This is a genomic window from Streptomyces sp. NPDC088706 (assembly GCF_044752765.1).
Taxonomy (GTDB): Bacteria; Actinomycetota; Actinomycetes; order Streptomycetales; family Streptomycetaceae; genus Streptomyces.
On the sequence record NZ_JBIVLW010000015.1, the window covers coordinates 132,952 to 157,064 of the forward strand.

The 24,113-nt window shown below is 69.4% G+C and carries 19 protein-coding genes; 16 read left to right on the plus strand and 3 right to left on the minus strand.

Features of this window, described 5'->3' with window-relative positions; translation table 11 throughout:
- Positions 1 to 25 precede the first annotated feature (25 nt).
- From eccB to ACIQAK_RS27040, 7 genes are all read left to right on the plus strand, one after another.
- Positions 26 to 1,552 (plus strand): type VII secretion protein EccB, encoded by a 1,527-nt coding sequence (gene eccB, locus ACIQAK_RS27010; RefSeq protein WP_366387773.1) that lies wholly within the window; start codon positions 26 to 28, stop codon positions 1,550 to 1,552.
- Positions 1,553 to 1,566: 14 nt separating this feature from the next.
- On the plus strand, positions 1,567 to 2,919 hold the full coding sequence (gene mycP / locus ACIQAK_RS27015) for a type VII secretion-associated serine protease mycosin (protein WP_366387774.1): 1,353 nt from the start codon (positions 1,567 to 1,569) through the stop codon (positions 2,917 to 2,919).
- Between the two features lie 70 nt (positions 2,920 to 2,989).
- Positions 2,990 to 3,451, plus strand: a complete 462-nt coding sequence (locus tag ACIQAK_RS27020; RefSeq protein ID WP_366387775.1) for a hypothetical protein — start codon at positions 2,990 to 2,992, stop codon at positions 3,449 to 3,451.
- Entirely contained in the window at positions 3,448 to 5,127 is a 1,680-nt protein-coding gene (locus tag ACIQAK_RS27025) for a hypothetical protein (protein ID WP_366387776.1), read from the plus strand. Before ACIQAK_RS27020 ends, ACIQAK_RS27025 begins: the two co-directional genes overlap by 4 nt.
- 27 nt (positions 5,128 to 5,154) lie before the next feature.
- Positions 5,155 to 6,396 (plus strand): S8 family serine peptidase, encoded by a 1,242-nt coding sequence (locus ACIQAK_RS27030; protein WP_366387777.1) that lies wholly within the window; start codon positions 5,155 to 5,157, stop codon positions 6,394 to 6,396.
- Positions 6,397 to 6,470: 74 nt separating this feature from the next.
- Positions 6,471 to 6,833, plus strand: coding sequence for a WXG100 family type VII secretion target (locus ACIQAK_RS27035; RefSeq protein WP_366387778.1), 363 nt, complete (start codon positions 6,471 to 6,473; stop codon positions 6,831 to 6,833).
- Positions 6,834 to 6,867: 34 nt separating this feature from the next.
- Positions 6,868 to 7,167, plus strand: coding sequence for a WXG100 family type VII secretion target (locus ACIQAK_RS27040; protein ID WP_366387779.1), 300 nt, complete (start codon positions 6,868 to 6,870; stop codon positions 7,165 to 7,167).
- Positions 7,168 to 7,411: 244 nt separating this feature from the next.
- Here ACIQAK_RS27040 and eccCa read toward each other — a convergent pair whose 3' ends face one another.
- Positions 7,412 to 11,386: a type VII secretion protein EccCa gene (eccCa, locus tag ACIQAK_RS27045; protein WP_366387780.1), complete on the minus strand. Its 3,975-nt coding sequence runs from the start codon at positions 11,384 to 11,386 to the stop codon at positions 7,412 to 7,414.
- Positions 11,387 to 11,736: 350 nt separating this feature from the next.
- Here eccCa and eccD point away from each other — a divergent pair, with 350 nt between their 5' ends.
- From eccD to ACIQAK_RS27075, 6 genes are all read left to right on the plus strand, one after another.
- Complete coding sequence (gene eccD / locus ACIQAK_RS27050; RefSeq protein ID WP_366387781.1) at positions 11,737 to 13,239, plus strand: type VII secretion integral membrane protein EccD; 1,503 nt, start codon at positions 11,737 to 11,739, stop codon at positions 13,237 to 13,239.
- Positions 13,240 to 13,427: 188 nt separating this feature from the next.
- Positions 13,428 to 13,718 (plus strand): 30S ribosomal protein S15, encoded by a 291-nt coding sequence (gene rpsO, locus ACIQAK_RS27055; protein ID WP_003965855.1) that lies wholly within the window; start codon positions 13,428 to 13,430, stop codon positions 13,716 to 13,718.
- 312 nt (positions 13,719 to 14,030) lie between these two features.
- A complete protein-coding gene (locus ACIQAK_RS27060; protein WP_366387833.1) occupies positions 14,031 to 16,244 on the plus strand; it encodes a polyribonucleotide nucleotidyltransferase in 2,214 nt (737 codons plus the stop codon).
- Complete coding sequence (locus ACIQAK_RS27065) at positions 16,241 to 17,620, plus strand: pitrilysin family protein (protein ID WP_366387782.1); 1,380 nt, start codon at positions 16,241 to 16,243, stop codon at positions 17,618 to 17,620. Before ACIQAK_RS27060 ends, ACIQAK_RS27065 begins: the two co-directional genes overlap by 4 nt.
- Before the next feature lie 33 nt (positions 17,621 to 17,653).
- The gene (gene dapB, locus ACIQAK_RS27070) at positions 17,654 to 18,406 is read left to right on the plus strand and encodes a 4-hydroxy-tetrahydrodipicolinate reductase (RefSeq protein WP_366387783.1); all 753 of its coding nucleotides are present in this window, start codon (positions 17,654 to 17,656) and stop codon (positions 18,404 to 18,406) included.
- A 10-nt stretch (positions 18,407 to 18,416) separates the two neighbouring features.
- On the plus strand, positions 18,417 to 18,986 hold the full coding sequence (locus ACIQAK_RS27075) for a tetratricopeptide repeat protein (protein ID WP_366387784.1): 570 nt from the start codon (positions 18,417 to 18,419) through the stop codon (positions 18,984 to 18,986).
- An 80-nt stretch (positions 18,987 to 19,066) separates the two neighbouring features.
- Here the strand turns inward: ACIQAK_RS27075 and ACIQAK_RS27080 are convergent, their stop codons facing one another.
- A complete protein-coding gene (locus tag ACIQAK_RS27080; RefSeq protein ID WP_366387785.1) occupies positions 19,067 to 19,618 on the minus strand; it encodes a PH domain-containing protein in 552 nt (183 codons plus the stop codon).
- A gap of 117 nt (positions 19,619 to 19,735) precedes the next feature.
- Positions 19,736 to 19,975 carry a hypothetical protein gene (locus ACIQAK_RS27085; protein ID WP_366387786.1) on the minus strand — a complete coding sequence of 80 codons (240 nt, stop codon included), beginning with the start codon at positions 19,973 to 19,975 and terminating at the stop codon, positions 19,736 to 19,738.
- Positions 19,976 to 20,172: 197 nt separating this feature from the next.
- Here ACIQAK_RS27085 and thyX point away from each other — a divergent pair, with 197 nt between their 5' ends.
- The 3 genes from thyX to ACIQAK_RS27100 all read left to right on the plus strand — a co-directional run bounded on the left by thyX (position 20,173) and on the right by ACIQAK_RS27100 (position 23,787).
- Positions 20,173 to 20,910, plus strand: coding sequence for an FAD-dependent thymidylate synthase (gene thyX / locus ACIQAK_RS27090; protein WP_366387787.1), 738 nt, complete (start codon positions 20,173 to 20,175; stop codon positions 20,908 to 20,910).
- A 152-nt stretch (positions 20,911 to 21,062) separates the two neighbouring features.
- Positions 21,063 to 21,962, plus strand: coding sequence for a 4-hydroxy-tetrahydrodipicolinate synthase (gene dapA / locus ACIQAK_RS27095; RefSeq protein ID WP_366387788.1), 900 nt, complete (start codon positions 21,063 to 21,065; stop codon positions 21,960 to 21,962).
- Positions 21,963 to 22,101: 139 nt separating this feature from the next.
- Entirely contained in the window at positions 22,102 to 23,787 is a 1,686-nt protein-coding gene (locus tag ACIQAK_RS27100) for a ribonuclease J (protein ID WP_030569288.1), read from the plus strand.
- The last annotated feature ends 326 nt before the right edge of the window (positions 23,788 to 24,113 follow it).

Below are 24,113 nucleotides of genomic sequence, written 5' to 3' on the forward strand. Positions count from 1 at the left end.
CATCGGGGAGAAGGGGCAGCGGAACATGGCATCACGGCGGGATGAGCTCAACGCCTACACCTTTGCGAAGCGGAGGTTGATCGCACAGTTCCTGCAACCCAACCCGAGCGGTTCCGAGGAGGGCGCACCCCGCCCCCTGCGCGCGGTCGTGCCGGGAGCGATCATCGGTGTCGTCGTCCTGGCCGTATTCGGCGCCTGGGGCATGTTCAAGCCGGTGGCCCCCAAGGGCTGGGACGTCGCCAACGAGAACGTCATCATCGCCAGCAAGTCCACCACCCGGTACGTGGTGTTGAAGACCGACGGCAAGAAACAGCTCCACCCCGTCCTGAACATGTCCTCGGCCAAGCTCCTGCTCGCCCAGGACAAGGGCAAGGTCGTCAACGTCGACGAATCGGTCCTGGACAACGGCACCATCCCGCACGGCGCGACGCTCGGCATCCCGTACGCCCCCGACCGGCTGCCCGACCCCAAGGACGCCGGAGCCGCCAAGCGCTGGGCCGTCTGCGAGCGGCCCGGCGAAGGCGGCCGGGCCATCCAGAAGGCGGCCTTCGTCCTCGCCGAGCGCGAGGAGGAGAAGACCGAGGGCAAGGCGAGGCTGCGCGGTGGCGAGGTGATGTACGTCGAGGGCCCCGACCGGACCCGCTACCTCGTGGACGCCACGGGCAAGGCGTACCCCGTCCCCGACGACGAACTGCTGCTGCGCACCCTGGTCGACCAGAACTCCGAGCCCCAGCGGGTCTCCGCCGCATGGCTCGCGACGCTGCACCGGGGCGACCGGATCACCTTCCCGAGCCTGGACGGCAACCCGGGCGACCCCGCGAACATCCCGGGCAGCCTGGACACCGACGCGAACAGGGTCGGCATGGTTCTGGCCGCCACCGCCGGAACCAGGACCCAGCAGTACGTCGTCCTGCCCGACAGGGTCGCCCCCGTCTCCGACTTCATCGCCAAGCTCCTGCTCAGCAGCCGCGACCTGGCCACGCTCGGTCAGGCCGGCCAGAAGAAACTGGTGAGCGCCGCCGCGTTCTCGCCGGGCCGGGCCTTCGGCGCGGAACAGGACTGGCCCGTCCACGAGCCCAAGCCCGTCAACTCCCCGGACGTCACGAAGGGAAGCCGGAACACCGTGTGCAACGTCCTGCGCGACGTCGACGCCGACAACGGCTCCACCACCCTGTCCACCTGGGTGGGTACGAGCTTCCCCGCGACTCTCCCCACCGGCTCCTCCAGCGCCTACGTCACCCCCGGATCCGGCGAGTTCTTCCGCCAGTTCAAGGGCTCCAGGACCGACGTCGGCTTCCTCTTCCTGGTCACCGACACCGGACTGCGCTACGCGATGCAGTCCAACAGCGACAGCGGGCAGGACGACTCCGGCATCGGCGAATCGGGCTCCGAGAAGGAGAGGCAGGCGCGCCAACAGGAGGCGCGGCAGGCCCAGAACCTGCTCGGCTACAAGGACGTCGACCCCACGCCGGTCCCGGCCGCCTGGTCCACCTTCCTGCCGACGGGCCCCCGGCTCTCCACCGGCGCGGCGAGCCAGCCGCAGGGTTCGTGAGGAGCGGTACGCAGATGACGCGCCCCACGCCCCCACCCCCGCGGTCTCCGGCGTCTGCTACCAGGCGCCTGCTGACGACAGCGGCGGCCACCGCGGTGCTGCTCGTCGCCCTGCCGATCCCACCGGCCGCCGCCGACGACACGACCCAGTGCACGTTCGGCGGGAAGAAGTACCCGGGCCGCCCTTGGTCGTTGCAGCGCGTCCTCATGGACGAGCTGTGGAAGCAGTCCACCGGGAAAGGCGTACGGGTGGCGGTCATCGACACCGGCGTCGACGTGAAGAACCCCCAGCTCACCCGCGCCGTGGACGCCGGGTCGGGCATCAACCTGCTGCCGAAGGACCTCAAGGGCGAGGACGGCAGAAAGCTCGAACGCGGCAAGGAGAACGGCACCACCGACACGGTGGGCCACGGCACCAAGGTCGCCGGCATCATCGCCGCGCGCGAGGCGAAGGGCACGGGCTTCACCGGCCTCGCCCCGGACGCGACGATCATCCCGATCCAGCAGAACGACGCCGACGGCAACGGAACCGCGGACACCCTGGCCACCGCCATCCGCCACGCCGTCGACAAGGCGAAGGCCGACGTCATCAACATCTCCCAGGACACCGCCAACGCCGTCGAGCCGACACCGGCCCTGAGGCAGGCGGTCGACCACGCCCTGGCCAAGGAGATCGTGGTCGTCGCCTCGGCGGGCAACGACGGTCTGGGCGGCAACGTGAAGCGGACCTACCCCGCTTCGTACGAAGGCGTCCTCGCCGTCGCCGCCTCGGACCGGAACAACGAACGCGCCTACTTCTCCCAGTCCGGCGAGTTCGTCGGCGTCGCCGCCCCCGGCGTGGACATGATCTCCACGGTCCCCGGCGGCGGACACTGCGCCGACAACGGCACCAGCTTCTCCGCCCCGTACGTCGCCGGAGTCGCGGCCCTCATCAGGGCCAAGCACCGCGACTGGACGCAGGAGCAGATCGTCGCCCAGATCCAGCAGACGGCGGAGCGCTCCGTGGCGGGCCACGACCGGCTGGTCGGCTGGGGCGTCGTCGATCCGGTCCGCGCCCTGACCGAGGACGACAAGCCCATCGACCGCCCGGTCGCCGGCGAGGGCATGAGCAAAGGCGAAGCGCCCACCCTGGCCCCGCTCCGCCTGGGCGAAACGGCGGAGGAACGCAACGCCCGCCTCGCCACGTACGTCGTCGTGGGCGGCGGCGTCCTGGTGGCCGCGATCGCCGGCGCGGCAGTGGCCGTACGGGACATGAGGCGCCGCGCGAGGCGGCTGGCGGTGGCGGCTGACGGGACGGAGCGGCGGCTGACGCATGAGACAAGTCACGTGGCCGCCAACCCAATTGGCCCGGCGCCACGCAGTGACTAGAGTTGCTGGATGAGATGGGCTCGGATCGCATCGGTGCGATAGCAACGCGGCACGATCCGAGCAAACGGGGATGCAGAACGGGGAGGACGGCATTGTGACCGGTCCAGGCGGTGGTACGGGTGACCTCAGGCGCGGAGTAGGGGCGCTGGAGACATTCAAGAAGCGGGTGGACGCCCTGCTCACGGACCTCGAGGGCTCGGCGGCCGGCAAGTCGAAGGTGGCGGCCCAGACGGTGTCCCGCGCCTCCTTGAGCGGCCCGAACGCCCGCTTCGCCGAGGCGGACGGCCTCTACACCCAGTACAACCGCGTACACGAGTCCCTGGTCTCACTCTCCCGGTCGCTGGGCGACCAGATCGAGTACCTGAGCCTGGGCGTGCACGCGGCGGCGGTCGGCTTCGACAACGTGGACGACGAGACCAGGCGGCGCTTCCACGAGATCCAGACACGGATGGACCGGGAGCGAGCGGAAGCCATCAAGCAGAAGCAGCGCAGTGACGAGGACCGGTCCGGATCCGGGTGGGGGACGGAATGAGCGACGAGAAGCAGCCGGTACTGACCCCGGCCGAACAGCACAAGCAGGACGAGGGACGCGTCAGCTCCCAGCTCGTCGTCACCGACGTGACGGAGCGGGTGAAAGAGGTCATGAGCCTCTTCTCCCTCGGCGGCGGGAGCACCGCAGGCCGTACCTCGTTCGAGGGACACGAGCTCAACGCCATCATCGACCTGGTGGAGAACTCCAACCCGGCGGACCTGGAGAACGCGGGCGAGGCGCTCTGGAAGGCCAGGGACGCCATCCGGAGCGCGGCGAAGGAACTGGGCGACCACATCGACGGGGTCGACTGGCAGGGCGAGTCCGGCGAAGCCTTCCGTAACTGGGGCAAGGGCCTGGTCGCCCACGCCACGAAGCTCGGCGACTTCGCGGACGCGGCGGGCACCCAGATCACGGTGGCCGGCACCGGCCTGGCGTCGGTACGGAGCGCCATGCCGCCGCGCGACAGCCGAATGATCCAGAAGAACCCGGACGACATCCTGCTCCCGGCCCGGACCGAGACCAACCCGGAGTACGCGGCGGCCCTCGCGGTGGAGAAGAACCGCCAGGAGGCCATCAACCAGGTCAACCGGCTGGCGTCGTACTACGCGGTGTCGGAGGAGGTGCTTGCGGGGCAGGAACCGCCGCTGTTCGACATGAAGCTTGGCGTCAATATGCCCAAGCCGGAGGGAGCGGAGAGATATCCCACCTCGTCAAGCAGTTCATCGGCGGGTTCTGATGACCTTTCGGGCGTCGGTGCGGCACGAGGCGTTCCAGAGCGCGCAACCATAGGAGAGCCGGGCGCTGTGACTTCGGGCAACAGTCGCGCTCGGGACGAAGGCCTCGGCTTGGCGCCTGTCCTGGACGACAGTACGTCGACGGAGATCAACAGCGTCACGACCCCGACCACTCCGACGGCGCTCACCAGCTCTCCGCCTGCTCCGTCGGTCAGCAGCGGCTCAGGACCGACGAACGTTCCGACGCCGCCCTTGTCGGCCGGTTTCGGAAACCCGGTCTCTGCTACCTCGTCGCGGTTCACGGGATCACCGGGTGCGCCTCGGTCCGTCGGCCAAGTCGGTGGAGGTCTGGGCAAGGTGGCGTCAGTAGGTGGGCGCTCCCCTGCCGCTGGAGCCGCTGGCACGCCTGTAGGGCGCCCGAGCCCGATGACTGGCGGGCCGTCAGCTCCCGGGCGTTCCGTCGGCAGTCCGCAGTCGCCTGCGGCCGGGCAGTCCGGTGTGATGGGCGGCCGCCCCACGGCCGCCCACGGCGGCACAACGGCAGCAGGCAGTTCGCGTACGGGGCAGGGCAACGGCATCGTGGGCGGCACACCGCAGCGGGCCACCGCTGGGACGGCGGGGACCGGCGGGGCCCGTGGGGTGCCGCGAGGAACGGTGATCGGCGGACCCGGCGCGAGTGGCAGCTCCCCCCGCTCAGGCCAGCGTGGCGCTCCCGTTTCGGGGGCCAGTGGAGTAGTCGGTGCCCCTCGAGGTACGGCGGGCTCCGGTTCGAAAGGCTTCACGTCTGGTGGTGCAGGCCTCGTCCGTGGCCCTGCCGGTCGACGGCAGTCGGAACGAGAGGACGACGAGAACACCGGGTCAGCTCGTCCGGATTACCTGACGGAAGACGAAGAGACATGGGCGGTTCGACGGCGCGGAGCCGTGCCGCCGGTGGTCGAGTAGCAGCCCCAGGAAGGTTCGGAAGTCGGGATGTCAGCAGGAATGCGTCGGCCCCAGCAGCGTGTACTTGGCGCACTGGCGGTGGCAGCCTCGTGGAGCTTGGTCTTGATCGGAGCGGCCCAGCCTGCTGCGGCTGCAGACGCAGAGTCCAAGCAGTGGTACCTGAGCGCTATGCAGGCCGAGGAAATGTGGAAGGTCACAACGGGCAAAGGCATCAAGCTTGCTGTCATTGACTCGGGTGTCAACTCGGACACGCAATCTCTGCAGGGGCAGACTCTCAAGGGATTCGACGCGACGGGGGCGGAGGGGGACGAGAACGACGACTACAGCGGTCACGGCACAACGATGGCTGAATTGATCGCTGGAACGGGCAAGGGCGGCGGAATCAAGGGTCTCGCTCCGGGCGTGAAGATCATCCCGATGCGTATCGGGAGCAGTGACTTTCAGAAGAAGCATTCCTCTAATGTTCACGACTGGGCTGACGCTATTCGAGCCGCTGCAGACAGTGAAGCGAAGATCATCAGCATGTCGTTCGGTAGCCCGTATTCGACGCAGCAGGAGCGCGAGGCGGTAAAGTATGCCGAGGCGAAAGGCAAGCTTGTTTTCGCTCCGGTGGGGAATGATGCTCAAGGGCGCAACAGGGAAGAGTATCCGGCAGCTTATCCCCAGGTGGTAGGTGTCGCTTCGGCGGATAAGCAGGGAAAGGTAGCGAAGTACTCGCAGAGCGGGAATACAGTAGACCTCGCTGCTCCCGGACAAGAGACTCCGCGGTGGTGTGACAATTCCTTCCAGCGTTACTGCGATGGCGATGGCGGAACCAGCTCCGCCACCGCCATCGCCTCCGCCTCCGCCGCCCTGGTCTGGTCCGCCCACCCCGACTGGACCGCGAACCAGGTTCTCAACGTCCTCTTCGACACGGCCGGAAGGGACTGGGAGAAGGGCACTCTCAGCAAATACCTCGGCCACGGCCTCATCCGCCCCGCGATGAACATCCTCAAGGGCAAGGGCGACCCCGGAGACCCGGACATCAGCCCGCTCACCGAGGAGCGGACCGGCGGCTCTCCGGCCTCCTCCGCCCCCTCCGAGCCCGCCGCTTCCCAACAGCCCGCCCAGGACGAGAAGACGGGCGAGGCCGACGAGACCGTAGCCGCGGGCGAGAGCGGGGCGTCGGACGGCGGTGCCCCGATCGGCCTGATCCTCGGCGGCATCGCGGTCGTCGCCGCCCTCGGGGGAGTGGTCTTCGCCGTCGTCCGCAGGCGCGGCGCGGCCTGACCGCAGGTTCCTCACATGTACCGGTCGGCGAGCCATGCCGGCCGTCAAGAAGCAACTGGTAGGAAAGGAAAGCCATGACGGCAGACCAGAAGGTCTCAGCTGAAGCGCTACTCAGGCTCGAGGGCGACCTCACCGAGAGGTTCGAATCGGTGAAGGGCCAGCTCCGGCAGCTGCACGCGACGATCGACAGCCTGGAAGGTGCCTGGAAGGGCATCGGGGCCGGCGAGTTCAACGCGAAGCAGGGCGAGGTCAACAAGCGGATGGTCAGCATCGGCAACGAGCTGCTCCGCTTCCAGGAGGCCATCAAGGCCGCCCGCACCATCTCGGGCAACACCGAGGACGACATCCGGGCGGCTCTCATGGGCGTGGACGTCGTCGGTGGTTACTCCGGTGACGCCGCGGCCACGGCCCGGACCTCGAACCTGAACAACTTCTGACCGGTATTCCCCAACTCGACTGAAGGAGGACCACATGGCCAACAACGACGGTACGACGGTCGTCACTTATGCCAGCCTCGATCTCGCGGCCGCGTCGATCGACCGTCAGGCCAAGCAGCTCGACCAGGACCTCCGAGCGATCAAGTCGATGATCGCCTCGGTTTCGGAACTGTGGGAGGGCGAAGCCAAGACGGCCTACCGCGATGCGCAGAAGCGCTGGGACGCCGACGCCACGGGCATCCGGGAGAACCTCTCCCAGATCGCTCGCGCCGTGCGCGACGCGGAGACGGCCTACCGCAGCGGCGACAAGCGGGCGGCGGCGAACTTCCTCTAGTCCGCTCCGGCCGACAGCCGATCCGGCCTGAATCCGGTCGATCCGGCCCATCCGGCAGGGCACACGCTGCAAGCACACACAGCACACACAGCACATCAGGACAGCACGTCAGGGTGGACACGCGCGGGAGGTGTCCACCCTGACGCATGTCCGCCGCCGAACGCCTGCGCTGGACGGCTGCCGAGGGTGGGGGCGGACCACATACCCACCCCGCACCCCCAGCCACCCCCAGCAGCGTCCCGGCCTACTGGCCCCCAGCCATCAACCCCGTCTGCACCAACGGGTTCCCCCGCCGCCGAGTGATGAAGATGCCCCGTCCCGCCGGCATCGGGCGCGGTCGTACGCCGCCGAGGATGTCGCCCTCCGTCGGGTCGCCCGACAGCAGCACGCCCTGCGCGCCCAGCTCGGTCATGCGCTGGAGGAACGGGTCGTACAGGGCCCGGCTGGCCCCCGCCGTGTTGCGGGCGATGATGAACCGGACGCCCACGTCCCGCGCGAACGGGAGCAGTTCGGTGAGGGAGGAGAGCGGGTTGCCGCTCGACGTGGAGACCAGGTCGAAGTCGTCGATGACCACGTAGACCGTCGGGCCGCGCCACCAGCTGCGGTCCCGCAACTCCTGGGCCGTGACATCGGCGGACGGAGTGCGGCGCTGCATGAGGTCGTGCAGCGCGACCATGTGGTGGTCCATGTTGTTGGACATGGGGATGTACTCCGCCAGGTGTGACGCCGGGGTCACATCCAGCAGGGAGCGCCGGTTGTCGATGACGAAGAGCTTGCAGCTGTCGCCGTCGTACCGCTCGGTGAGCTGCTTGATGACCAGCCGCAGCAGGTTGGACTTGCCGGACTCGCTCTCTCCGAAGATCAGGAAGAACGGGTCGTGGTCGAAGTCGACGAAGACCGGCGCGAGGTTGTTCTCGTCGATGCCGAAGGCGATACCGCGCTCCGGGACCGCGTAGCCCGCCGGCAGTTCGCTCGCCGGCAGGGAGCGCGGTAGCAGACGCACCTGCGGGGCGGGCGCCGCCGTCCAGTGCCGGGACACCTCCTGGTTCATGGCGGCCGTCGCCTCGGACAGGTCGCTGTCGGAGTTGATGCCGTCGATCCGCGGCACCGCCGCCATGAAGTGAAGCTTCTCCGGCGTCAGCCCGCGCCCCGGCACCCCGGCGGGCACGTTGACCGCGACCTTGCGGTCCAGCTCGGAGTCCATGACGTCGCCGAGCCGCAGCTCCAGGCGGTTCATCAGATGGTCCTTCAGGCTGGCCCGGACCTCCATGGACCGTGACGCGGTCACGATCAGGTGGATGCCGTAACCGAGGCCCCGCGCCGCGATGTCGACGGCGGCGTTCTCCAGCGCCTCGTAGTCCGTACGGAAGTTGCCCCAGCCATCGATGATCAGGAAGACGTCACCCCACGGCTGGTCCGTCACCGAGATCTCGCCGCGCGCCCGCATCCGGCGGAAGGTGGCGATGGAGTCGATGCCGGCGCTGCGGAAGTACTCCTCGCGCCGCGACAGGATGCCGTACACCTCGGCGACCGTACGGCGTACCCGCTCGGGATCCAGTCGGGAGGCGACCCCGCCGACGTGCGGGAGGCCCGCGATGGACGACATGCCGCCGCCGCCGAAGTCGAGCCCGTAGAACTGGACTTCCTGCGGGGTGTGCGTGAGCGCGAAGCCCGCGATGAGGGTACGGAGCAGGGTCGACTTGCCGGACTGCGGACCACCGGTGATCTGCATGTGGCCGGCCGCCCCCGAGAAGTCCCGGTAGAGCGTGTCGCGCCGCTGCTCGAACGGCTTGTCGATGACGCCCAGGGGTACGACGAGCCGTCCCGCACCCTCGAACCCGGGCTGCGTCAGCCCGCGCCCCGGTACGGGTGAGAGCCCCGGCAGGATCTCGTCCAGCGTCGGCGGGTTGTCCAGCGGCGGCAGCCACACCTGGTGCGCCGAGGCCCCCCGCCCCTCCAGCCGCCGCACGATCACGTCGAGCACCGTGTCCGCCAGCGCGTCGTCCTCGCCCGCCCGCTGGTCCGGCACCCCGGCCCCCGCCTGCCGGCGCGGCTGCACGTACCGCACCGGCACCGGCGCCGCCGTGAACGGAACCGGCCTGCGGTCCACCGGCAACGGGCCGCCGGGCTCGACGGCCTGTCCCCCCGAGCGGTACACCCCGGACACGTACGCGGCCTTGAACCGCACCATCTCCTCCGTACCGAACTTGAGCAGCCCGGAACCGGGCACATTGGGCAGGTGGTACGCGTCGGGCACCCCGATGGCCGCCCGGGACTCGGCCGCCGAGAAGGTGCGCAGACCGATCCGGTACGAGAGGTACGTCTCCAGACCGCGCAGCCGCCCCTCCTCCAGGCGCTGCGACGCCAGCAGCAGATGGACGCCCAGCGACCGGCCGATGCGTCCGATCTGCACGAACATGTCGATGAAGTCGGGCTTCGCCGTCAGCAGCTCGCTGAACTCGTCGATGACCAGCACGAGCGAGGGGATGGGCTGCAGCGGCGCACCCGCCGAGCGCGCCTTCTCGTAGTCGTGGATGTTGGCGTAGTTGCCCGCGTCGCGCAGCATCTCCTGACGGCGGTTGAGCTCACCGCGGATGGAGTCGCCCATGCGGTCCACCAGCGTCAGGTCGTCCGCGAGGTTGGTGATCACCGCGGCCACGTGGGGCATCTGCGCCATCCCGGCGAAGGTCGCACCGCCCTTGAAGTCCGCGAGGACGAAGTTGAGCGTCTCCGAGGTGTGGGTGACGGCGAGGCCGAGCACCAGCGTGCGCAGCAGCTCCGACTTTCCGGAACCCGTGGCGCCCACGCATAGCCCGTGCGGGCCCATGCCCTCCTGCGCCGCCTCCTTGAGGTCCAGCATCACCGGCGCGCCGCCCTCACCGACACCGATCGGTACGCGCAGCCGCTCGGCCTGGGAGCGGGGGCGCCAGGTCCGGCTGACCTCGATGGAGGCCGCGTCCCCCAGGTTCAGCAGATCGGTGAACTCCAGGTTGGCCAGCAGCGGCTCGTCGTCGTCCCCGCCCGTCGCCATGTGCAACGGGGCCAGCTGACGGGCCAGCGCCTCCGCCGCCTCGTAACTCAACAGGTCGGGCGCTCCCTCGTAGACGAGCCCCTGCCCCGACTCCAGCTGCAGCGATTGCGGCTGCACCACGACGGAGAGGCCGCCGCGCGCCCCCTGCACCTCGCCCGGTACGACCTCGATGACCGTCACGCCCTGCAACCCCTCGGCCGAGGCGAGCACCGACATCGCAGGCACCGACTCGCCGTCCAGGACCACGACGACGTGCGGCTGCTCCAGGAGCGGCTGACCGCCGGGCTGGAAGCGGGGGCGGCCGTCCAGACGGGCCGCCAGCTGTTGTTCGAGCTCCAGGACTCCGGTGGTGATCAGGCGCCGGCTGCCGGCCCCGTCGACCGAACCCGTGTCCTGTACGTGGGGGAGCCACTTCGCCCACTCCCACTGCGGGGCCGCCTCGGCGCCCGTGGCGATCCCGATCACCAGGTCCTCGGGGGAGTGCAGCGAGGCCAGAGCGCCGACCATCGCCCGCGCGGAGGAGCGGGCGGAGTCCGCGTGGCCGCTGATCGTCAGGTGGTAGAACGCCCGCAGCGAGACGGCCATGGGCAGGCCGTCCAGCGTGGAGTGCGTCGTCAGGAACTGCTGCATCGCCCCGGCGGTCAGCGGTTCCAGCTCATCGACCGGTGCCGTCTCGGGCGCGACGAGCGGGGTGGCCAGCTCCTGGCTGCCCAGCCCGATGCGCACCTGCGCGAAGTCGGCGTCGGCGACCCGCCGCTCCCACACCCGGCTGCCCTCGGCGACCAGCGCCCACAGCTGCTCGGGTGAGGGGTGCAGATAGAACTGCGCGTCACGCTGTTTGCGCGCGGTCTTCACCACCGTGCGCCGGGTCTGCGTCAGGTACTTCAGGTAGTCCCGCCGCATGTCCGCGAGCTGACCCTGGGTGCCCCGCCGGAAACGCACCATCATGGCGATGGCCATGGCCACCGTGGAGGCGATCATGATCACGCCCATGATCCGCATGATCGGGTTCGGCGTCATGAAGAAGAAGACGACCGAACCACCCATGCCCAGCATCGGCAGGAGCTGCATGAGCATGCCCTCCTGCTGGCCCCGGGGCAGCTCCGGCGGAGGTTGCAACTGCACCTGCTCGACCGGTACTTCGGAGGGCAGGGCCCGCGGTGGGCGCTTGACGACGATCTGGCTCACAGCTCACCAATTCCCTTGCCGGACGGAAGTGTTCCTATCGGCGCCCCCGTGGCGACGGGCTCCATCCGCGGGATGGATCCTACTGGCGGAGCGGGGGCCCCATGGCGGTAGGGTGTCGCGGTGCGTATGCGCATCCGCTAACTAGCGCAAAAAGACGGTCATTCGGGACGCAGCGCGAGATCTGTGTCCTCAAGGACGTTTCCGGCAGAAGAGCAGCAGGCGAAGTCCACAGCAGCAGGCGAAGTCCGCAGCAGCAGGCGAAGTCCACAGCGGTCCACGGCAACGGACGAAGTCCACAGCGGTCCGCAGCAACAGGCGAAGTCCACACACAGGGGGAGCAGCAGGTGACCATGACGGCCCAAACGGCAGCCACCACGGCCGGCCGGCCGAGTCACGGGGTCGCGTCCGGCAACGGCACCGGCTTCTGCCGGGTCACGGTCGTGGCACCCGACAGCCGGGTCGACGTGGCCCTGCCCGAGGACGTACCCGTCGCCGACCTCTACCCCGAGATCCTCCGGCTCTCCGGACAGAGCCCCGCCCCGGGCGCCCCCGTCGGCTACCACCTCGTACGCCGCGACGGCACCGTCCTGGACGGCGCCCGCACGCTGGCCGGCCACCGCATCCTCGACGGCGAGCTGCTCTCCCTGCGGCCCTTCTCCGAGTCGCTGCCGCCCGCCGTCTTCGACGACGTCTCCGACGCCGTCGCCACCGCCGTGGCCAAGGACCGCGCGCTCTGGGGCGACTCCCTCATGCGCGGCGCCGGTCTCTTCGGCGGGTCCGTCCTGCTGAGCCTGCTGGGCTTCGTCCTGTGGACGGCCGACCCCCGGCACGACATGCACGGGCTGCCGGGCATCCTGGCCGCCGTCGCCGCCGTACTCCTGCTCGCCCTCGCCTGCGTACGCGCACGGGTCTACGACGACCGGGGCTCGTCCATCGCGCTGGGCACCGGCGCGATGGTGAACGCCGCGGTGGCCGGCTCCGGGCTGCTCTCGCTCAGCGCGGGGCAGGGCGTGGGCCGGCTGCAGTTCCTGCTCGCCTGCGCCGCCGTCCTGGTGGTCGCGGTCATCCTCATGATCACCGCGCCCGGCGGCGACGGCCCGTTCGTCGCGTTCGTCTTCGCCGGCGCCACCGGCCTCATGGTCACCTTCATCGCCATCACGGCGGAGCTGAAGCCCACCGAGGCCGCCGCCGCCTGCGCCCCCTTCGCCGTGGGCGCCCTGGCCTTCCTGCCCGGCCTCTCCACCCGCTTCGCCCGCCTCCCCATCGGCTTCGAACCGCCCCGCTCCGCGGTCGGCGACTACGGCACCTCCGACCCCGCGCCCCAGGGCCCGGTCGACGCCGTACGGATCGCCGCCCAGGCGCGCCGGGGCCACGAGCTGCTCCTCGGCATGGTCGGCGGCTGCGCGCTGGTGGCCGTGGCCGCCGCCGCGGTGCTGGGCTTCTCGGACAACGTCTGGGGCCAGCTGCTCGCCCTGGCCACCGGGGTCGCCATGCTGATGCGCGCCCACCTGTTCCGCTACACCGCCCAGGTCGGCTGCACCCTCGCCGCTGGCCTCGGCTCCCTCGTACTCCTCGGCCTCGGCCTCTCCCTCAACCCGCCGCTCACCCTGGTGCGCGACGCCCTGCGGGGGGACGGCACGGCACTGGACATCCGTACGGTGTGGCTCGCCGCGGCCGTCGCGGGCGTCGCCGCACTGATCACCGCCATCGGCCTGATCGTGCCGCGCAAGGGGGTCACCCCGTTCTGGGGCCGCTTCCTGGAGATCGCCGAGACGGCCGTCCTGCTCACGCTGCTGCCGCTGTGCCTCGCGGTCTTCGACGTCTACCGTTCGATCCGGGCCCTCACCAGCTGAGCCCCGGGAGGCGCCCGTCCGGGCGTGACCCGAATGGCTGGTACTCTGGCCAGTGGCCGTTTGTGTACGCCTCTCCGGATCATCCTGGGGACTGCGCTCATCGGACCTTCGCCTCCGAGTCACGGAAGCTCCCCTGAGATCAAGACCAGGGGCACTCGTGGGCGCTTCGAACACCAAGAGGAGTACGCGTGCCGCTCGACGCCGCTACGAAGAAGCAGATCATGTCCGAGTTCGCCCAGAAGGAGGGTGACACCGGATCCCCCGAGGTCCAGGTCGCCATGCTCTCCCGCCGGATCTCGGACCTGACGGAGCACCTCAAGACGCACAAGCACGACCACCACTCCCGTCGTGGTCTGCTGATCCTGGTCGGCCAGCGTCGCCGCCTCCTGCAGTACCTGGCCAAGAAGGACATCCAGCGCTTCCGTGCGCTGGTCGACCGCCTCGGCATCCGCCGCGGTGCGGCCGGCGGCGCCAAGTAAGTACGCCGTGGAGAGGGAGCGGTTCCCGCGTCTGAGGGGACCGCTCCCTTTGCCGTACGTGCGCGACCGGTGTCAAGCTCAGTAACCTGGACACCGGAACACCTGTGACACCGCAGCACCTGTAGCACCGCAACACCGCACACACGAGGGAGAGGCGCAGCGACGCCGCCGCCGGTCCTCGGTAGTGGCCCCCGGGAACATGCCCGGGAGCTTCGATCGAAGACCGGCCCGCACACACGGCGCGCCTCTCCCGCACCGTCCTCCGCCATACGGGCGGCAGGACGAAAGACGACGAGTATGGAGAAATCACTAGTGGAGAACGAGACCCACTACGCCGAGGCCGTCATCGACAACGGCATCTTCGGCACCCGCACCATCCGCTTCGAGACGGGCCGCCTGGCCAAGCAGGCCGCCGGCTCCGCCGTCGCGTACCTGGACGACGACACCATGGTGCTGTCGGCCACCACCGCTTCCAAGCGGCCCAAGGAGAACCTCGACTTCTTCCCCCTCACGGTGGACGTCGAGGAGCGGCAGTACGCGGCCGGCAAGATCCCCGGCTCCTTCTTCCGCCGTGAGGGCCGGCCCTCCGAGGACGCGATCCTCACCTGCCGCCTGATCGACCGCCCGCTGCGCCCCTCCTTCAAGAAGGGCCTGCGCAACGAGATCCAGATCGTCGAGACGATCATGGCGCTCAACCCCGACCACCTGTACGACGTGGTCGCGATCAACGCCGCCTCCTGCTCCACCATCCTGGCGGGCCTGCCCTTCTCCGGCCCGATCGGCGCCACCCGCGTCGCCCTGATCAAGGGCCAGTGGGTCGCGTTCCCGACGCACACCGAGCTCGAGGACGCCGTCTTCGACATGGTCGTCGCCGGTCGCGTCCTGGAGGACGGCGACGTCGCCATCATGATGGTCGAGGCCGAGGCCACCGAGAAGACCATCCAGCTCGTCAAGGACGGCGCCGAGGCTCCCACCGAGGAGATCGTCGCCGCCGGTCTGGACGCCGCGAAGCCCTTCATCAAGGCGCTCTGCAAGGCCCAGTCCGACCTCGCCTCCAAGGCCGCCAAGCCGGTCGGCGAGTTCCCGGTCTTCCTGGACTACCAGGACGACGTCTTCGACGCGCTCGCCAAGGCCGTCACCTCCGAGCTGACGCGGGCGCTCACCATCGCCGGCAAGCAGGACCGCGAGGCCGAGCTCGACCGCGTCAAGGAGATCGCCGCCGAGAAGCTCCTCCCGGCCTTCGAGGGCCGCGAGAAGGAGATCTCCGCCGCGTACCGCTCGCTGACCAAGAAGTTGGTCCGCGAGCGCGTCATCAAGGACAAGGTCCGCATCGACGGCCGCGGCGTCACGGACATCCGTACGCTCGCCGCCGAGGTCGAGGCCATCCCGCGCGTGCACGGCTCGGCGCTGTTCGAGCGTGGCGAGACCCAGATCCTGGGCGTCACCACCCTCAACATGCTCCGTATGGAGCAGCAGCTGGACACCCTCTCCCCGGTGACCCGCAAGCGCTACATGCACAACTACAACTTCCCGCCGTACTCCGTCGGCGAGACCGGCCGCGTGGGCTCGCCCAAGCGCCGCGAGATCGGCCACGGAGCGCTCGCCGAGCGCGCCATCGTGCCGGTGCTCCCCTCGCGCGAGGAGTTCCCCTACGCGATCCGCCAGGTCTCCGAGGCGCTGGGCTCCAACGGCTCGACGTCCATGGGCTCGGTCTGCGCCTCCACCATGTCGCTGCTGAACGCCGGTGTGCCCCTCAAGGCCGCCGTCGCCGGTATCGCCATGGGCCTGATCTCGCAGGAGATCGACGGCAAGACCCACTACGTCGCCCTCACCGACATCCTCGGTGCGGAGGACGCCTTCGGCGACATGGACTTCAAGGTCGCCGGTACGAAGCAGTTCGTGACCGCGCTCCAGCTCGACACCAAGCTCGACGGCATCCCCGCCTCGGTCCTGGCCGCCGCGCTGAAGCAGGCCCGTGACGCGCGTCTGCACATCCTGGACGTCATGAACGAGGCCATCGACGTCCCGGACGAGATGTCCCCGAACGCCCCGCGGATCATCACCGTCAAGATCCCGGTGGACAAGATCGGTGAGGTCATCGGCCCCAAGGGCAAGATGATCAACCAGATCCAGGAGGACACCGGCGCCGACATCACGATCGAGGACGACGGCACCATCTACATCGGTGCCCAGCAGGGTTCGCAGGCCGAGGCCGCCCGCGCCACGATCAACGCGATCGCCAACCCGACCATGCCGGAGGTCGGCGAGCGCTACCTGGGTACGGTCGTCAAGACGACCACCTTCGGCGCGTTCGTCTCGCTCATGCCGGGCAAGGACGGCCTGCTGCACATCTCGCAGATCCGCAAGCTCGCCGGTGGCAAGCGCGTGGAGAACGTCGAGGACGTGCTCGGCGTCGGCTCCAAGGTCCAGGTCGAGATCGCCGAGATCGACTCCCGTGGCAAGCTCTCCCTCATCCCCGTCGTCGAGGGTGAAGAGAACGAGACGAAGGACGACACCGACAAGTGACGTCCCGTAGTTCCGCGGCGACGGCCCGCACCTCCTCGGAGGCGCGGGCCGTCGCCCGTACCCAAACGCTTCTCAAGGGCAGCAACGGCATCGGAACGGTCCGCCGGACCGTCCTCCCCGGCGGTCTGCGGATCGTCACCGAGACCCTGCCCTCCGTCCGGTCCGCCACCTTCGGCATCTGGGCGAACGTCGGCTCCCGCGACGAGACGCCCACCCTGAACGGCGCGACCCACTACCTCGAACACCTCCTCTTCAAGGGCACCGCCAAGCGCACCGCCCTGGACATCTCCTCCGCGATCGACGCGGTCGGCGGCGAGATGAACGCCTTCACGGCGAAGGAGTACACCTGTTACTACGCGCGGGTCCTGGACACCGACCTGCCGCTCGCCGTCGACGTGGTCTGCGACATGCTGACCGGCTCGCTGATCGCCCCCGAGGACGTCGACGCCGAGCGCGGCGTCATCCTTGAGGAGATCGCGATGACCGAGGACGACCCGGGCGACTGCGTGCACGACCTGTTCGCGCACACCATGCTCGGCGACACCCCCCTCGGCCGCCCGGTCCTCGGCACCGTCGACACGATCAACGCCCTGAACCGGGGCCAGATCGCCCGCTTCTACAAGAAGCACTACGACCCCACGCACCTGGTCGTCGCCGCCGCCGGAAACGTCGACCACGCCACGGTCGTACGCCAGGTCCGCAAGGCCTTCGAACGCGCCGGTGCCCTCTCCCGTCACGACGCCGTCCCGATGGCTCCCCGCGAGGGATCGCGCACCCTGCGCACCGCCGGCAAGGTCGAGCTGCTGAACCGCAAGACCGAGCAGGCCCACGTGGTCCTCGGCATGCCCGGCCTCGCCCGCACCGACGAGCGCCGCTGGGCGCTGGGCGTTCTCAACACCGCCCTCGGCGGCGGCATGAGCTCGCGCCTCTTCCAGGAGGTCCGGGAGAAGCGCGGCCTGGCCTACAGCGTGTACTCGTACACCTCGGGCTTCGCCGACTGCGGCCTCTTCGGCGTCTACGCCGGCTGCCGCCCCAACCAGGTCCACGACGTCCTCAAGCTCTGCCGCGACGAGCTGGACCGGGTCGCCACCCACGGCCTGGACGACGACGAGATCACCCGCGCGATCGGCCAGCTCTCCGGCTCCACCGTCCTCGGCCTGGAGGACACCGGCGCGCTGATGAACCGCATCGGCAAGAGCGAGCTGTGCTGGGGCGAGCAGATGTCGGTCGACGACATGCTGGCCCGCATCGCGGAGGTCACCCCCGACGACGTACGGGATGTGGCGGGCGAGCTCCTCACCCACCGCCCCTCGCTCTCGGTCATCGGCCCGCTCAAGGACAAGCAGGCGGACCGCCTCCACGAAGCGGTCTCCTAACCCGAAGCGCTCGCACCCCTTAAGGAAGACAAGATGAGCAAGCTGCGCGTAGCCGTTCTCGGTGCTCAGGGGCGGATCGGCTCCGAGGCCGTACGGGCCGTCGAGGCCGCCGACGACCTGGAGCTGGTGGCGGCCCTCAGCCGGGGCGACAAGCTGGAGGCCCTCGCCGAGGCGGGCGCCCAGGTCGCCGTCGAGCTGACCACCCCCGCGTCGGTCATGGGCAACCTCGACTTCTGTGTCCGGCACGGCATCCACGCCGTCGTCGGCACCACGGGCTGGAACGACGAACGGCTCGCGCAGCTGAACACCTGGCTGGCCAACTCCCCGGAGACCGGCGTCCTGATCGCCCCGAACTTCTCCATCGGCGCGGTCCTGACCATGAAGTTCGCGGAGCGGGCCGCCCGCTACTTCGAATCGGTCGAGGTCGTCGAACTCCACCACCCGAACAAGGTCGACGCCCCCTCCGGCACCGCCACCCGCACCGCCCAGCTCATCGCCGCGGCCCGCGCGAAGGCCGGCAGCGCCCCCCAGCCCGACGCCACCACCACCGCCCTGGACGGCGCGCGCGGCGCGGACGTCGACGGCGTCCCGGTCCACGCGATCCGCCTCCGCGGACTGCTCGCCCACCAGGAAGTGCTGCTCGGCGGCGAGGGCGAGACCCTCACCATCCGGCACGACTCCCTGCACCACAGCAGCTTCATGCCGGGCATCCTGCTCGGTGTGCGCCGTGTGGTGACCACTCCCGGCCTCACCTTCGGCCTGGAACACTTCCTCGACCTGAACTGACTGGGCCCCCATGCGCGCGAAGATCACCTACATCGTCACGGCCGCCGTCCTGGTCTTCTACTTCGTCCTGGTCGGCAGCCGCGGTCTGATGCTCATCCGGCACGGCACGCTGCTCACGGTCACCTTCGGCGTAGCAGTGCTGATCCTGCCGGTGATCGGCGTCTGGTTCCTCTGGAAGAACACCCAGTTCGTCCGCCGTGCCAACGCGCTCGCCGCCGAGCTGGACGCGGAGGGCGGCCTACCGGTCGACGACCTGCTCCGCACCCCGTCCGGCCGCATCGACCGGGACGCCGCCGACGCGGTCTTCACCCAGCGCCGCGAGGAGACGGAGGACGCCCCGGACGACTGGCGCGCCTGGTTCCGCCTGGCGGTCGCCTACCAGGACGCGAGGGACACCCCGAGGGCTCGCAAGGCGATGCAGCGGGCGATCGCACTGCACAGGCACCCGCGCCCTGCGACACCTTCCGGCCCGGGCGCGCCCTCCAGCCCGCCTGATGCGCCCGCGCACTCGCGCCCGTCCACACCCTCTCCAGCCCGTCCGGCGATTGAGGGCACCCGATCAAGCCCGTCCGGCGACTGAGGAGATCTCTCACGCCGTACGCGGGTGAGCCCGGGACCGACAACCGGCCCCGGGCTCACCCACGTACACACGGCGACGGCTCACCCGTGCCGATACTCGTCCGCCCAAGCCTCCACCGCATCCGTGGCCCGCTCGAACGCCTCTGCACGCCCGAGGAAGTCCGCGTTGTGGTCGGAGGCCAGCGGCGGCAGCGTCTCCCCGTTCTGCCGGGTGACGACCAGCGCCTGGCCCTGCACCGTACGGGGGAGTCCCAGCAACTTGACGGGCTGCTGGACCGTACGGACGGAGGCCGTGGCCCCCCACGGCACCGTGGTGGTCCGGAAGAACCCCACGCGCCGCACACCGTGCCGGCTCACCCACGCGCCGACCCGCAGGAGCCGCAGCGCGGCACCGATCAGCGCACCGGCCGGCAGCAGACACACCGCGGCCCCGGAAAGCCCTCCGGTGACACCGATGATCATGGCCGCGAGCAGAACGAACGAGGCCAGCAACAACAGGGTGGCCGCAGCCGCGACCCGCCACGGGCCGGGGCGGTAGGGACGCCGCCAGCTGTCGTGGTCGTCGAACGGCAGCGCGACGTCCTCCGCGCTCGCGTCGAATGCGCGGTCGGCCGTCAGAAAGGGCAGGGGCACGACTCATCCTCACTCACAAGCACGCTCGATTGCTGTGCCCGGTGAGGCTACCGAGGCCGCCCCCGGCCCGACCACCCCAGGGGGTCCGTACGAGTAGCTCACGGCCCGGGGAGGTACTCAGCGGCCCTGGGACGCCTCGGACTGCTTGCCGTGCGAGGCGGACTGCCCGGAGTCGAGCGCCGGAAGACCCAGCAGCAGCGAGCCCACGAGCCCGGCGACCACGGTCAGCCCGATGAGGGAGCGCCCCAGCAACTCGGGAACGCTGGCGCGGGCGGAGGGAGGCGGAGTGACATTACTGCGGAATCGGTCGGCGTCGGCGACGAACGAGAACGGGACGGATTCACGCCGGCGGAACATGAGGAAACTCTCCTTGATCTCAGTGACGGGTGCTGCTACTGAGTCAGACGCACGAAAGGCCCGATCGGTGCCCCGAATCGCCGTAACGTTCGAAGGACTCCACGAACGGCTGCCCGGCACCTCCTCGTGCATGCGTCACCCACCCGGCCCGTAAAGTGGTCGCCGCCCGAGCGACGCCATTGGAAGGACCCCCGCCGGTGACCGACACCCCCGAACCCGCAAAGCCCCGCTTCCGTAGCGATGTCACCGTCGACCTGGTGAAAAGCGCCGCGGGCGACGCGGACGTCCTGTTCGCCGCCCGGGTCTCCACCGCCGGCGAACAGTCGCTGGAAGAGGTCACCAAGGACCCGGAGCGCTCCAAGGGGCTCATCAACTACCTCATGCGGGACCGGCACGGCAGCCCGTTCGAGCACAACTCGATGACCTTCTTCATCAGCGCCCCGATCTTCGTCTTCCGTGAGTTCATGCGGCACCGCGTGGGCTGGTCCTACAACGAGGAATCGGGCCGCTACCGGGAGCTGGAGCCGGTCTTCTACGTCCCCGGCACCTCCCGCAAGCTGGTCCAGCAGGGCCGCCCGGGCAAGTACGAGTTCGTCGAGGGCACCGAGGAGCAGTACGGCCTGACCACCCGCGCCATGGAGGAGTCCTACCGGGCCTCCTACGAGGCGTACCAGGAGATGCTCGCCACCGGCGTGGCCCGCGAGGTCGCCCGCGCGGTCCTCCCGGTCGGCCTCTTCTCGTCGATGTACGCCACGTGCAACGCGCGCTCCCTGATGCACTTCCTCGGCCTGCGTACCCAGCACGAGCTGGCGAAGGTGCCTTCCTTCCCGCAGCGCGAGATCGAGATGGTCGGCGAGCAGATGGAAGCCCACTGGGCGCGGCTCATGCCGCTCACACATGCGGCCTTCAACAAAAATGGACGGGTAGCCCCGTAGGCGGTGTCCGTATTGCGGCGTTTCGAGAAGTTCATCTAGGCTGATCAAACGGACCCGGCACTGCTTGAACCCCCGAGCAGGCAGTGCCGGGCTCCTCTTCCCCGTCCCCCCGAGGGGGGACCACGCGCTGAGCAGCGAGTAGCGTGTTACCCATGGCTCCGATCTCCACTCCGCAGACCCCCTTCGGGCGGGTCCTCACCGCTATGGTCACGCCCTTGACGGCGGACGGCGCTCTCGACCTCGACGGCGCCCAGCGGCTCGCCGCCCATCTGGTGGACGCAGGCAACGACGGACTGATCGTCAACGGCACCACCGGTGAGTCTCCGACCACCAGTGACGCGGAGAAGGACCAGCTCGTACGGGCGGTGCTCGAAGCGGTAGGAGACCGGGCGCACGTCGTCGCCGGCATCGGCACCAATGACACCCGCCACAGCGTCGACCTCGCCCGCACCGCCGAGCGCACCGGCGCCCACGGACTCCTCGCCGTCACGCCGTACTACAACAAGCCGCCGCAGGAGGGTCTCCTGCGCCACTTCACGGCCATCGCCGACTCCACCGGCCTGCCGGTGATGCTGTACGACATCCCGGGCCGCAGCGGCGTCCCGATCGACACCGAGACCCTCGTACGGCTGGCCGACCATCCGCGGATCGTCGCCAACAAGGACGCCAAGGGCGACCTGGGCCGCGCCAGCTGGGCCATCGCCCAGTCCGGCCTCGCCTGGTACTCCGGCGACGACATGCTCAACCTCCCACTCCTCTCGGTCGGCGCCGTCGGCTTCGTCTCCGTCGTCGGCCACGTGGTCACCCCGGACCTGCGGGCGCTGATCGAGGCCCACCTGAGCGGTGACGTGCAGAAGGCCACCGAGATCCACCAGAAGCTGCTCCCGGTCTTCACCGGCATGTTCCGCACCCAGGGCGTGATCACCACCAAGGCCGCACTGACGCTCCAGGGCCTCCCGGCCGGACCGCTGCGGCTGCCCCTGGTGGAACTCACCGCCCAGGAGACGGCCCAGCTCAAGATCGACCTGGCCGCCGGCGGGGTACAGCTGTAACCACAGACTTCACAACTGAATGAAGAGAACGAGCGAGGCACCTCGCAAAGAGCACGCCCCCAGACAACAGCAAGTGCACGAATGACATGCGCGCCACGTGCCTCAGCGGTACGTGGCGCGTGTGGTTAAGGAGAGTCTTTTGAGCCATCCGCACCCTGAACTCGGTACCCCCCCGAAGCTCCCGAAGGGCGCCCTGCGGGTCACCCCGCTCGGCGGCCTGGGCGAGATCGGCCGCAACATGACGGTCTTCGAGTACGGCGGCCGCCTGCTCATCGTCGACTGCGGCGTCCTCTTCCCCGAGGAGGAGCAGCCGGGCATCGACCTGATCCTGCCGGACTTCACCACGATCCGGGACCGCCTGGACGACATCGAGGGCATCGTCCTCACGCACGGCCACGAGGACCACATCGGTGGTGTCCCGTACCTGCTGCGCCTGAAGCCCGACATCCCCCTCATCGGCTCGAAGCTGACCCTCGCGCTCATCGAGGCGAAGCTCCAGGAGCACCGCATCCGCCCGTACACCCTCGAAGTCACCGAGGGGCAGCGCGAGCGCATCGGCGTCTTCGACTGCGAGTTCATCGCGGTCAACCACTCGATTCCGGACGCCCTCGCGGTCGCCATCCGCACCCCGGCGGGCATGGCCGTGGCCACCGGTGACTTCAAGATGGACCAGCTCCCGCTGGACGGCCGCCTCACCGACCTGCACGCGTTCGCGCGTCTCAGCGAGGAGGGCATCGATCTCCTCCTCTCCGACTCCACGAACGCCGAGGTCCCCGGCTTCGTACCGCCCGAGCGGGACATCTCCAACGTCCTGCGCACGGTCTTCGCCAACGCGCAGAAGCGCATCATCGTGGCGAGCTTCGCCAGCCATGTGCACCGCATCCAGCAGATCCTGGACGCCGCCCACGAGTACGGCCGCAGGGTCGCCTTCGTCGGCCGCTCGATGGTCCGCAACATGGGTATCGCCCGTGACCTCGGCTACCTCAAGGTCCCCGCGGGCCTGGTGGTCGACGTCAAGACCCTCGACGACCTGCCGGACGACGAGGTCGTGCTGGTCTGCACGGGCTCGCAGGGCGAGCCGATGGCCGCCCTCTCCCGGATGGCCAACCGCGACCACCAGATCCGGATCGTCCCGGGCGACACGGTGATCCTCGCGTCGTCCCTGATCCCGGGCAACGAGAACGCGGTCTACCGCGTGATCAACGGCCTGACCCGCTGGGGCGCCAACGTCGTCCACAAGGGCAACGCCAAGGTCCACGTCTCGGGTCACGCCTCGGCCGGTGAGCTGCTGTACTTCTACAACATCTGCAAGCCGAAGAACCTGATGCCGGTCCACGGCGAATGGCGCCACCTGCGGGCCAACGCCGAGCTAGGAGCCCTCACGGGCGTGCCCAAGGACCACATCGTCATCGCCGAGGACGGCGTGGTCGTCGACCTGATCGACGGCAAGGCCAAGATCGTCGGCAAGGTCCAGGCCGGATACGTGTACGTCGACGGCCTCTCCGTCGGCGATGTCACCGAGACCTCCCTCAAGGACCGCCGCATCCTCGGCGACGAGGGCATCATCTCGGTCTTCATCGTGGTCGACAGCTCCTCCGGCAAGATCGTGGGCGGCCCCCACATCCAGGCCCGGGGCTCCGGCATCGACGACAACGCCTTCGTCGGGGTCACCCCGAAGATCCAGGAAGCCCTGGACAAGTCGGCCCAGGACGGCGTGATGGAGCCGCACCAGCTCCAGCAGATGGTCCGCCGGGTCGTAGGCAAGTGGGTCTCCGACACCTACCGCCGGCGCCCGATGATCCTCCCGGTCGTCGTCGAGGTCTGATCCGCCTGACCAGCCCGTACGGGAGCGGGGCCCCTCGATTTGCATCGGGGCGCCCCGCTCCAGTACGTTTACGGCTCCGCTCGACCGGGAAGCACCGCGCGCACTAGTGCGCCGGAGCCTCCCCGACGGGGCGGGAATTCCGACTCAGAACCTCTGATAAAGTCGGATCCGCCGAAAGGCAAGGCCACTCCACAGGCCACCGGAAATCGAATTCGGACCGGAAACGGAACGGAAAAGAGTCTGGTAAAGTTGGAACCGCCGGAAAGGGAAAACGCGAAAGCGAAGAACCTCGAAAGCACCCCGCTTCGACCGGGAATCGGACAGGA

Bases quoted from the DNA above. Each gene is read 5' to 3' on its own strand.
- ACIQAK_RS27020 (WP_366387775.1), top strand. From the start codon at position 2,990: ATGCAGAACGGGGAGGACGGCATTGTGACCGGTCCAGGCGGTGGTACG.
- eccD (WP_366387781.1), top strand. From the start codon at position 11,737: ATGACGGCCCAAACGGCAGCCACCACGGCCGGCCGGCCGAGTCACGGG.
- ACIQAK_RS27035 (WP_366387778.1), top strand. From the start codon at position 6,471: ATGACGGCAGACCAGAAGGTCTCAGCTGAAGCGCTACTCAGGCTCGAG.
- ACIQAK_RS27025 (WP_366387776.1), top strand. From the start codon at position 3,448: ATGAGCGACGAGAAGCAGCCGGTACTGACCCCGGCCGAACAGCACAAG.
- ACIQAK_RS27040 (WP_366387779.1), top strand. From the start codon at position 6,868: ATGGCCAACAACGACGGTACGACGGTCGTCACTTATGCCAGCCTCGAT.
- dapB (WP_366387783.1), top strand. From the start codon at position 17,654: ATGAGCAAGCTGCGCGTAGCCGTTCTCGGTGCTCAGGGGCGGATCGGC.
- ACIQAK_RS27030 (WP_366387777.1), top strand. From the start codon at position 5,155: ATGTCAGCAGGAATGCGTCGGCCCCAGCAGCGTGTACTTGGCGCACTG.
- mycP (WP_366387774.1), top strand. From the start codon at position 1,567: ATGACGCGCCCCACGCCCCCACCCCCGCGGTCTCCGGCGTCTGCTACC.
- ACIQAK_RS27085 (WP_366387786.1), bottom strand. From the start codon at position 19,975: ATGTTCCGCCGGCGTGAATCCGTCCCGTTCTCGTTCGTCGCCGACGCC.
- ACIQAK_RS27075 (WP_366387784.1), top strand. From the start codon at position 18,417: ATGCGCGCGAAGATCACCTACATCGTCACGGCCGCCGTCCTGGTCTTC.
- dapA (WP_366387788.1), top strand. From the start codon at position 21,063: ATGGCTCCGATCTCCACTCCGCAGACCCCCTTCGGGCGGGTCCTCACC.
- eccB (WP_366387773.1), top strand. From the start codon at position 26: ATGGCATCACGGCGGGATGAGCTCAACGCCTACACCTTTGCGAAGCGG.